This is a genomic window from Flavobacterium saccharophilum, assembly GCF_900142735.1.
GTDB classification, from domain to species: Bacteria; Bacteroidota; Bacteroidia; order Flavobacteriales; family Flavobacteriaceae; genus Flavobacterium; species Flavobacterium saccharophilum.
On sequence record NZ_FRBY01000002.1, the window covers coordinates 760,714 to 772,358 of the forward strand.

The 11,645-nt window shown below is 33.1% G+C and carries 8 protein-coding genes; 6 read left to right on the forward strand and 2 right to left on the reverse strand.

Features of this window, described 5'->3' with window-relative positions; all coding sequences use genetic code 11:
* The first annotated feature begins 139 nt into the window (after positions 1 to 139).
* From BUA98_RS08760 to BUA98_RS08785, 6 genes are all read left to right on the forward strand, one after another.
* Positions 140 to 1,336 (forward strand): aspartate aminotransferase family protein, encoded by a 1,197-nt coding sequence (locus BUA98_RS08760; protein WP_072971209.1) that lies wholly within the window; start codon positions 140 to 142, stop codon positions 1,334 to 1,336.
* 212 nt (positions 1,337 to 1,548) lie between these two features.
* Positions 1,549 to 2,946 (forward strand): tetratricopeptide repeat protein, encoded by a 1,398-nt coding sequence (locus BUA98_RS08765; protein WP_072971210.1) that lies wholly within the window; start codon positions 1,549 to 1,551, stop codon positions 2,944 to 2,946.
* Positions 2,946 to 3,695 carry a shikimate dehydrogenase family protein gene (locus BUA98_RS08770; protein WP_072971211.1) on the forward strand — a complete coding sequence of 250 codons (750 nt, stop codon included), beginning with the start codon at positions 2,946 to 2,948 and terminating at the stop codon, positions 3,693 to 3,695. The genes BUA98_RS08765 and BUA98_RS08770 overlap by 1 nt, the downstream gene beginning before the upstream one ends.
* A gap of 67 nt (positions 3,696 to 3,762) precedes the next feature.
* Positions 3,763 to 4,512, forward strand: coding sequence for a lipid A phosphoethanolamine transferase (locus tag BUA98_RS08775; RefSeq protein ID WP_072971212.1), 750 nt, complete (start codon positions 3,763 to 3,765; stop codon positions 4,510 to 4,512).
* A gap of 293 nt (positions 4,513 to 4,805) precedes the next feature.
* The gene (locus BUA98_RS08780) at positions 4,806 to 6,794 is read left to right on the forward strand and encodes a DUF349 domain-containing protein (RefSeq protein ID WP_072971213.1); all 1,989 of its coding nucleotides are present in this window, start codon (positions 4,806 to 4,808) and stop codon (positions 6,792 to 6,794) included.
* A gap of 176 nt (positions 6,795 to 6,970) precedes the next feature.
* A complete protein-coding gene (locus BUA98_RS08785) occupies positions 6,971 to 7,387 on the forward strand; it encodes an OsmC family protein (RefSeq protein WP_072971214.1) in 417 nt (138 codons plus the stop codon).
* A 73-nt stretch (positions 7,388 to 7,460) separates the two neighbouring features.
* Here the strand turns inward: BUA98_RS08785 and BUA98_RS08790 are convergent, their stop codons facing one another.
* On the reverse strand, positions 7,461 to 8,732 hold the full coding sequence (locus tag BUA98_RS08790; RefSeq protein ID WP_072971215.1) for a tetratricopeptide repeat protein: 1,272 nt from the start codon (positions 8,730 to 8,732) through the stop codon (positions 7,461 to 7,463).
* 44 nt (positions 8,733 to 8,776) lie between these two features.
* Positions 8,777 to 11,419 carry a DNA gyrase subunit A gene (gene gyrA, locus BUA98_RS08795; RefSeq protein ID WP_072971216.1) on the reverse strand — a complete coding sequence of 881 codons (2,643 nt, stop codon included), beginning with the start codon at positions 11,417 to 11,419 and terminating at the stop codon, positions 8,777 to 8,779.
* Positions 11,420 to 11,645: the final 226 nt, after the last annotated feature.

Here is an 11,645-nt window from a genome sequence, read left to right on the forward strand (position 1 = left end):
TGTGACCTTATAAAATGGTATGTCAATTCAAAGCACACAAAACTTTGCTCCCGATAACTATCGGGATTGCGGTTAAAATTTAGTCACAATTTTCAAAACTTAGAATCTTAGTAGCTTAGCAACTTAGAACCTCAAAAAAATGAATCCAGATTTTATAAAATACCAGGCACAAACTTCTCCTTATCCACTCGGAATGGAAGTTTCACACGCTATTGGCTCCTATATTTACGACACAAACGATAAAAAGTACTTAGATTTTGTTGCCGGCGTATCTGCTTGTACGCTTGGACACCAGCATCCGAGAGTGAATCAAGCTATCAAAGATCAGTTGGATAAATATTCGCATGTGATGGTTTATGGTGAATATTCACAAAGCCCAGCCGTTCAGTATTGCAAATTACTAGCTTCGCTCCTACCGGAACCTCTTAATAAAACCTATTTAGTAAACTCCGGAACAGAAGCAATTGAAGGCGCACTTAAATTGGCTAAACGAACAACAGGTCGTAGTCAGCTTATTTCATGCCATAATGCGTATCACGGAAACACAATGGGATCGATGAGTGTTATGGGATTTGAAGAGCGTAAACAAGCTTTTCGTCCTTTACTACCAGATGTCGATTTTATCACTTTCAATAACGAAGAAGATTTACAAAAAATAACAACCCGAACTGCAGCAATTCTTTTAGAAACTATTCAGGGAGGTGCCGGATTTATTCAGCCGGAGAATAACTTTTTACAGAAAGTTCGTAAACGTTGTGATGAAGTTGGAGCCATGATGATCGTAGACGAAATTCAGCCTGGTTTCGGTAGAACCGGAAAACTTTTTGGCTTTCAAAATTACGATGTCATTCCTGATATTGTAGTGATGGGCAAAGGAATGGGAGGCGGAATGCCTGTTGGTGCTTTTACAGCATCTGCTGAAAAAATGGATCTTTTAACAGAAAATCCGAAGCTAGGACACATTACAACTTTCGGTGGTCACCCTGTCATTGCGTCAGCTTGTTTAGCGACTTTGCAGGAATTAACTGAGACTAATTTAATGCAGGAAGCCTTAGAGAAAGAAAAGCTCTTTAGATCACTTTTGGTACATCCTTTGATAAAGGAAGTTAGAGGAAAAGGATTAATGCTTGCTGCGATGACTGAAACAGCTGAAATAACCAATGAGGTTATTTTAAATTGTCAGGATAAAGGATTGATTTTATTCTGGTTGCTGTTTGAAGGATGCGCCATTCGAATTACACCACCATTGACCATTTCTGAAGAAGAAATAAAAGAAGGTTGCGCTATAATTTTAAGCGTTATGGATGACATTATAAAAAAAGAACAAAAAGCTTAGTTTAAAGTGATCTGAATTTGTTATCCGACAAAAATAAAAATTAGAATAATAATCAAAATAATCTTTTATATATCAGAAGATTATGACTAAAAACAGAATCAAAATTCTGTCCATATTGTTAATTAAATTGTTCAAAACAATTAATTTCCTTTCCCCACAACAATAATATGGTTGCCTAAATTTATAACAGGCTAATTTCAAATAAAGACAGTATGCAATTAAGCAACGAAGAAGAAGATTATAACCTATCCCTATCCAAATTTGAGTCAATGTTAAAAACTAACAAAGTACTCTTTTTTGATTCTGAAGAATTCGAAGAAATCATTCTTCATTACTTAGACATAGGTAAGGCTAATTTAGCAAAAAAGGCCTTAAAACTTGCATTAGACCAACATCCAAAATCTACAGGCTTAAAATTAGTACAAGTAGAAATGCTGGTTTATGACGACAAACTTGAAATCGCTGAAAAGCTTTTAAATGAGTTGTATGCAATTGAACCTAACAACGAGGAAATTTACATCCAGAAAGCCAATATTTGTTCTAAAAGAGATCAACACGAAAAAGCGGTAGAATTGCTTAAAATTGCCCTGCAATATACTGACGACTACGCTGACGTGTACAACTTGATTGGAATGGAATATCTTTTTATGGATAACCTTGAGTTAGCAAAAGACAGCTTCATCAAATGTCTTGAAGAGGACTTAGAAGACCAGTCTGCCTTGTATAACGTAGTATATTGTTTTGAATTTTTAGATCAAAATCAGGAAGCTATTCTATACCTAAACGATTACATCAATAAAAACCCATATAGCGAAATCGCCTGGCATCAGCTTGGGCGCTTGCATTACGGGGTTAAAGAATATGAAAATGCGATTCGTGCTTTTGATTATGCAACACTAATCGATGACGAGTTTTTAGGTGCTTTCATGGAAAAAGCAAAAGCTTATGAGCGCTTGAAAAAATACGCTGAAGCAATTGAAAGCTACAACAGAACTATCGAATTGGACGATGCGACTTCATACGCACTATTACGCATTGGAAAATGTTACGAAAAACTTGGAAATGCTGTAAAGGCACTTCAATATTACAACCAAACCGTTCATGAAGATCCTCTTTTAGACAAAGGATGGATTGCCATTACCGATTTTTACGTACGCCAGAAAAATTTTCAAAAAGCATTATTTTTTGTCAATAAGGCTTTAGCAATTGACAATCAAAATCGTTTGTATTGGAAACGTTATGCAACGATCAACAAACAAATGAACTTTTTTGAAGAAGCAGAATTTGGTTATAGAAAAGCGGTAGAATTTGGTGATTATGCTTTGGATACATGGTTATATTGGGTTGATATTTTACAATTTTTAGGTGAATTCGAAAGTGCTATTCAAACCTTATTGCAAGCTTCAGAATACTTTCCTGAGGAAAACGAGATCGAATATCGTTTGGCTGGATTGTATTTCATGATTCAGGATAACACAAAAGCAAAATTCCATTTAAGTAATGGTTTGCGTTTAAACTTTGATAATTATATTTTGATCGAAGATTTATTTCCTGTAGTATGGACAAAAAAAATGGTTAAAAATTATATTGAAAAACATAGAAAACAATAATGATTGATATTTTAAAAAGACGTTTTGGCTTATTAGGGCGTAATATTAGTTACTCATTTTCAAAGGGATATTTTACAGAAAAATTTAGTGATGAAGTTTTTGTCGGTAACAGCTACGAAAATTTCGATATTTCTGAAATCAATCATTTCACCGGATTGCTAAAAAACAACCCGGATTTAAAAGGTTTAAACGTTACTATTCCTTATAAGGAACAAGTAATTCCTTATTTGGATAAACTATCAACAAAAGCAAAATTAATTGGTGCTGTTAACACCATTAAGTTTACCAAAAATGGAAAACTAAAAGGCTATAATACCGACTATTATGGCTTTAAAAAATCATTAAAACCATTATTAGAACCGCATCATAAAAAAGCGCTTATTTTAGGAACAGGTGGTGCTTCAAAAGGGGTTGCATTTGCTCTAGATGAGCTTGATATTCCTTACACTTTTGTATCTAGAGAAGCTAAGGAGAACATCATTGATTATGATCTAATCAATGCGACGACTTTTGACAATTTCCAAATTATAATCAATTGTACTCCAGTGGGAACAAGTCCTAATATTGAGGCTTGCCCTGATTTGCCATACGAGTTTTTTACTGATAAACATATTGCATACGATTTAATTTATAATCCTGCAGAGACACAGTTTATGAAAAATGCTAAAAAATACGGAGCAATTACTAAAAATGGATACGACATGCTTATTTTTCAAGCTGAAAAAGCATGGAAAATATGGAATAAATAAAAAAAATCTTAACAAATAAAATGTTAAAGTAATTTTCGTAACTTAGTCTATTCATTAATAGGTAGTTATGATAAAATTATACTTACTCTGTATTTTTATATTTCTAGGAATTACAACTTCAAAAGCGCAAGGAACCGAAGTTGAAGAAAAAATTCCATTTACTGAACCGCGTTTTCGTTATTATCTGCAAACTTTACTTTTCTTTAACGAATACCTCGATACCGATAATGGTTCTTTTAATACCACACAAGTACGTGGCTTACTTCCAATTGGAAGCAAAGCATGGAATTTAAGATTTGACCTTCCTTTGATATCAGCTAATACTAATGAGCAAAACAAAACCGGGCTTGGAGATGTTGGTATGGGTATTAGTTATATCCCTTTTATGAAAAACAACCAGGGTATTGCTTTACGAACAAGGGTTTATGCTAATTCAGCCGTAGACCCTGCTTTCGGATCCGGAAAATGGGTAGTCATGCCTGCTTTTTTTTATGGCAGATATCTTAATTCCAAAAAAAATCTCTGGATTTCCTCCTTTGAATACCAACAAAGTTTTGCCGGTTCAAGTGAACGCAATGATATCAGTATTGCTGTATTTGAGAGCGTACTATTTCATTTTTTTGGTAAAAACTGGATCGCTGGTGACGTTGCATTACGATATAACAGTACTTTAAGTGGGTACCAAAATAATGCTTACGTAGAATACGGCAGAAGAATAACTCCCACTAATCTGGTATATATTCATCCAAGTGTTGCATTTGGTGGAGATAAAACATATAATTATGGCATAGAAGCGGGTGTTCTGATTTTATTCTAGTTTGCGACTAATTCAAAAAATCTTCATTATTTAAAAGCCCATCAATATTCGGAAAAGACAACTACTCTTTAATAAAAATATAAATTTATAACCGTTTTTCTTAAAACAGTATTTATTTCTAATTTAAATTAACTTTAAAAAATCAATAAAAAAAATCGTATCAGAATCGCAAATTCTTTGAATAAATATGAATTTAATCGTAAAATAGCGTATAAACAAAGGATTTATTTTGTATTTAGAAACACCTTTACTATCTTTCGCACTGTTTAAAATAAAAACCTTATACATTTAAAATGTTAGAAGAAAAGAATGATAACCTGCAGGAAGCAGATGGAAAATCAGGAATCGAAATTAGCGATTCTTTACAAAATGATGCTATTGAAACATTGAGCTCTGAAACAACGCCGGAAAACCAAATTTCGCCTGAAAATGAAATAGAAAATACGGTAGAAGTTGAAGAAACCAATCATCAAACAGCACTTGACGCTATAACAAATTCTAATGCTGAAGAAAGTGAAGATGAGACGCTAAAAGAGCGCCATGATATTCCTATGCAGGATTATGATACTTTTTCATTAGATGCCCTTGTTGATGAATTAAGAAAGCTTGTCAATACAGATAAAGTAATGTCTGTAAAAGATCATATTGAAGAAATTAAAAAATCATTTTTATTACAATACAATCATCTGATTGAGGAGAAAAAAGAGGAATTTAATGCTTCTAAACAAGATCCTAACGAAGAGTTCGAATATCATTCTCCGCTAAAATCTAAATTTGATGAATATTATAATGTCTTCAGAGAAAAAAGGAATGCCCATTTTAAACATTTGCAAACCAATTTAAAATCAAATTTAGAGAATCGACTTGCCATTGTTGAGGAACTAAAAGAACTTATAAATCCTCAGGAAAACATTAAAGACACACTTAAACATTTTAATGATTTAAGAGAAAGATGGAAAAATGCCGGAGCAATCCCAAAAGACAAATACAATCACGTTTGGAATAATTACCATTTTCACGTAGAGAATTTCTATGATTACCTGCATTTAGATCGTGAAGCCAGAGATTTAGATTTCAAATACAATCTTGACCAAAAGCAAAAAATAATTGCTCGTGTAGAAGAATTAGTAAACGAAACTGATATCAGCAAGGCATTTCGTGAATTACAAGATTTACACAGAATCTGGAAAGAAGATATCGGACCCGTTTCTAAAGAGCATCGAGATGCAATATGGAATAAATTTAGCGAGCTAACTAAAAAAATTCACGATAAAAGAGAACTTTTATTCGAAAGCCAAAGAGCAAATGAGCAACAAAATCTTGAAGTTAAAAAAGGTATTATCGCTACAATAGAGGTTTTAGCTACTGAAAAAGTTGGATCTCACGCACAATGGCTGGTACAAATTCAAAAAGTAGAAGCACTTAGAAATGAGTTTTTCTCTGCTGGAAAAGTTCCATCTGACGTAAACGAAGAAACCTGGGCTGCTTTTAAAACTGCTGTTAGAAACTTTAATTCTTTTAAAAATTCATTTTATAAAGACATTAAAAAAGATCAAAACGATAATTTAAACAAAAAAATGGCGCTTGTTGCCAAAGCAAAAGAATTACAAGAAAGTACAGATTTTGGTGCCACAACTCCAATAATGAAGCAAATTCAGGAAGAATGGAAACAAATTGGCCATGTTCCTAAAAAATATTCAGATAAAATCTGGAAAGAATTCAAAGATGCTTGTAATCACTATTTTAACAAATTAAAAGAACACAAATCTGAGGAAAATGGAGACGAAGTAGCAGCTTTTGACAACAAAAAGACATACTTAGATACCTTGAGAGCTTATCAGTTAACAGGAGACCATAAAACAGATTTAGACGCCATTAAATTACATATTGAAACCTGGAAAGGATTTGGAAAAGTACCATTTTCAAGACGTCATATCGAAGGAAAATTCAATAAAATTTTAGATGCACTTTTTGAAAAACTAAGTTTGAGTAAAAAAGAAACGGAGATGATGCGTTTTTCTAACAGAATCGATTCTTTATCTGAAAGTAACGATACACGTAAATTAGATAACGAAAAAATCTTCTTAATGCGAAAGATTGAAGAAGTTCAAAACGAAATATTTCAGTTAGAGAATAATATTCAATTTTTCACGAATACTAAAAACGCAAAAAAGGAAAATTCAATTGTTCTTGAAGTTCGTAAAAACATCGCTATCCACAAGGAAAGCCTTGACGTTTGGAAAGATAAATTAAAACAACTGCGTAATTTAGGTCAGGAATAGATTTAAACCAATCACAAAATATAAGGAGTAATGAAAATTCATTACTCCTTTTTTTATGTCTTTATATTCCTGTGTTTATCTTCAGGTAACAAATTCATAAAACAACAATGCAAAATATTACTTATATTTGATAATCAATATCTTAACAACAAACATTAATCCTAAAATATTATAAAATGAAATTTACAAGAAAAGCAAACGCCAACTGGAAAGGAACCGGTATGGAAGGAAAAGGAACTATTAGTACTCAAAGTACCACTTTAGACAATGCACAATTATCATTTAAAACAAGATTTGCAGATGGTGTAGGTACCAACCCAGAGGAACTTGTTGCTGCAGCGCACTCAGGCTGTTTTACCATGCAATTAAGCTTTTTACTGAATGAAGGGGGATTTACCGCAGATGATTTATCTACAGAAGCTACAGTGACTTTTGAAGACGGAACCATAACATTAATTCATTTAGACCTAAAAGGAAAAGTACCATCAATTTCATCTGAAGAATTTGAAAAAACAGCTGCAAAAGCCAAAGAGATCTGCCCGATATCTAAACTTTTAAATACCACAATTACACTAACAGCAACTTTAGTATAATCATTTAATGATTACGCATAAAAAAAACCATTCGCCGCGGCGAATGGTTTTTTATTATATAAAAGAATAATTCTTAGTTCATTGTAGCTTTTAATGCTTTTGCTTCAGCAGTCATCTCTAAAGCTTTATAAACACCTAATAATGTTTTAGATACATCTTCATTTTTAGGATCTAATTCATTTGCTTTTTTAAGGTAAGGAATAACCCCTTTAAAAACGCCTTCTCTTTGCTTCTTTAAAACTTCATAACGTTTAGTATCTTTATCAGAAGTTCCCAATTTATTCATTTCATCAATAATTGGTTTCTCAGCTTCTAATTTTAATGCAGCAACATTCAAATAGGCATTTGTATAATTTGGATTAATTTCAATTGCTCTCAAATAATATTTCTCAGCATCTGCTTTGTTATTAGCATTAGCACTTATAACTCCTAAATTGAAAACTAAATCTGCATTGTTTGGATCTTTTTGTAAAGCCTCACCAACTAATTTTTTGTAAGTTTCAAAATCTTTAGTTTCAAGATACAAATTAGCCTCGGTAAGAATTAAAGAACCATCTTCAGGATTTGTTTTTCTTGCATCAGCAATTGCTTTCTTAGCATCTTCAATACGTCCCTTTTGAACTAAAATTAAAGCTAAATTTTTGTAAATCTCACCTCTCTTAGAAGGAATAGCTTCTGTTTTAGGCTTTTCGTGAGTTCCTAATTTCACAGCTAAATCTCTTTCACTAGCAGTATTAAAACCGTCTTCATTGCCTGAAACTTTATTTACAGCAGTGTAACTAGTACCTTTACCTGAATAATTCAATTTTTTTAATTCTTCATACATTGGTAAAGCCGCATCATAATCCTGAGCATTTACGGCAGTAGAAGCAGCATAGTATAAATTGATAGTATCTTTTTTATCTAATGCATAAGCATCGTACAATTTTTTCGCACCTTCTGAATTTTTATTTGCTTGAGTATCTGCAATAGCCGAATTAATCAACAAACCTTTAATTTGCGTAATTGAAGCTGCAGCCTGTGTAGAATACTTTTGTTTTCCAGAAGTTTTTTCAATCTCAATTAACTTTTTATAACTTTCAGCTGCAAGAGATAAGTTTTTACTTTCTTCAACTTTTTTGTTCGCTAATTCCAAATAAGCATTTCCTTGTACAGAATAGTATTGTGCTTGTTCAACATCTTTAGCATTAACTATTAAATTTTCCGCATCTTTTAGTATCGTAATTGCTCCTTGAGCATCTCCGCTTTTTAATGCTTTCTCAGCACCTTTAATCTGATCTTTTTGAGCAAAAGTAGCTACTGAAATCAATAATGCTGATGCAAGTATTACATATTTACTTTTCATAATATTCAATTTGTGTATTTAATTTTAATATAAGTGGTTTTTATTTATTCTTCAGATTCTTCTTCTTCAGAATCATCCTCGTCTACTATTTCATCTTCAGAATCGTCATCGTCATCATCTTCTACTGTTCCGTCATCTTCAAGAACCTCTAAATCAGGTTTAACTCTTTCAATAACAGGTCCTACTACATTTCCTTCTTCATCAACAACAACTTCTTCAACATCATCTTTCATAACTTTTGTTACAGCAGCTATAGAATCTTTACCTTTTAGGTTAATTAATCGAACACCTTGAGTTGCGCGACCCATAACACGTAAATCTTCAATTGCCATTCTAATTGTTAATCCAGATTTGTTGATAATCATTAAATCATCAGCATCAGTTACCGCATTAATAGAAATCAGTTTTCCTGTCTTCTCTGTGATATTAAGTGTTTTAACACCTTTACCACCACGGTTTGTGATTCTATAAACATCTTCACCATCTTCGTCAACTAATTTGGTACGTTTTCCGTATCCATTTTCAGTAACAACTAAGATTTGTGAATCATTAATATCATTTTTATCTACAGTAACCATACCAATTACTTCATCAGTCTCATCTTTCAAGGTAATTCCACGAACTCCTGAAGCTGTTCTTCCCATCGGACGTGTTTTGGTTTCTTCAAAACGAACCAATTTACCCGACTTAACTGCTAAGATAATTTGGCTTTCTCCATTTGTTAGTTGCGCTCCCATTAATTCGTCACCTTCCTTAATAGTAATAGCAGCAACACCGTTTACTCTTGGTTTAGAATATTTCTCTAAAGAAGTTTTCTTAACCTGACCTTGTTTGGTTACCATTACAAGATTATGACTGTTGATATAATCTTTATCTTTTAAATCTTGTGTACAAATGAAAGCTTTAACTTTATCATCACTTTCAATGTTCACTAAGTTCTGAATTGCTCTACCTTTTGCGGTTTTACTTCCTTCCGGAATTTCGTAAACACGCATCCAGAAACATTTTCCTTTTTGCGTAAAGAACATCATATACTGGTGATTGGTTGCAACGAACATATGTTCAAGGAAATCCTGATCTCTTGTTCCTGCACTTTTTTGTCCAACTCCTCCTCTATTTTGAGTTTTGTATTCTGTCAAGTTAGTACGTTTGATATAACCTGCATGTGAAATGGTAATAACTACATTCTCATCTGCAATTAAATCTTCGATACTTACATCTCCACCAGAATATTCAATTACAGAACGACGCTCATCTCCGTATTTCTCACGAATTTCTTCAAGCTCTTCCTTAATTAAGTTAGTTCTTAAATTTACATCCGCTAATAATGCTTTCAAATGTTCGATTAATTTCATCAATTCTTCAAACTCAGCTCTTAACTTATCTTGTTCCAGACCTGTTAACTGACGTAAACGCATCTCAACAATAGCACGAGCCTGAATATCTGACAATTTAAATCTTTCGATTAATTTCTCACGAGCTTCTTCAGTGTTTTTAGAACCTCTGATGATAGCAATAACTTCATCAATGTTATCAGAAGCAATAATTAATCCTTCTAAAATATGCGCTCTTTCTTCTGCTTTACGTAATTCAAACTGCGTTCTACGAACCACAACATCATGACGGTGCTCAATAAAATAGTGAATCATATCTTTTAGATTCAACATTTGTGGGCGACCTTTTACAAGTGCAATATTATTTACACTAAAAGATGATTGTAATGATGTGAATTTGTATAAGGTATTCAAAACTACGTTTGGTGTAGCATCACGTTTCAGGATGTAAACGATACGCATACCGTTTCTATCCGATTCGTCACGAATATTTGCAATACCTTCAATTTTTTTATCGTTAACCAAATCAGCCGTACGTTTGATCATTTCGGCTTTGTTAACCTGATATGGAATTTCAGTAACAATGATACATTCTCTTCCGTCCACTTCTTCAAAACCAACTTTGGCACGCATAACGATACGTCCTCTACCAGTTTTAAAAGCTTCACGAACGCCTTCATAACCATATATTACACCACCGGTTGGAAAATCCGGAGCTTTAATATGTGTCATTAATTCGTCTATTTCAATATCATTATTATCAAGATACGCTAAAGTACCGTTGATTACTTCTGTTAAATTGTGTGGCGGCATATTAGTTGCCATACCAACCGCAATACCTGTCGCTCCGTTTACTAATAAAGTTGGAACTCTGGTTGGCATTACTTTTGGTTCATATAAGGTATCGTCAAAGTTCAATTGAAAATCAACTGTTTCTTTTTCGATATCTGCCATAATATCTTCTGAAATTTTGCGCATTCTGGCCTCAGTATAACGCATTGCTGCCGGACTGTCACCATCAACAGAACCAAAGTTACCCTGACCATCTACTAATAAATATCGCATACTCCATTCCTGAGCCATACGTACCATGGCATCATAAACAGAGGTATCTCCGTGTGGGTGATACTTACCCAGAACCTCTCCTACGATTCTCGCAGATTTTTTGTGGGCAGATCTTGATGTTACTCCTAAGTCATACATTCCGTAAAGAACTCTTCGATGCACTGGTTTCAAGCCATCTCTAACATCAGGAAGTGCTCTAGATACGATTACTGACATCGAATAATCGATGTAAGCTGATTTCATTTCATCTTCTATGTTAATAGGAATTAACTTTTCTCCTTCAGACATAAGTTGTTATATTAAATAATTATATTAGTTTCAAAGCGTGCCAAGATACGTTTTTTTCGAATTTTTTCAGCTATTTCCTTACACTTATTTCAATGATTTATTAACAACTTTTTTTCCTCTTTTGGTTAATAAATTAAGCGTTTTTTAACGCTTTTATTGTTATTTTTTTTGTCAATTAGCTGACAGTAGTTCTCGAAGGGTACGGTTTTTGTTTTTCAAACTGTAA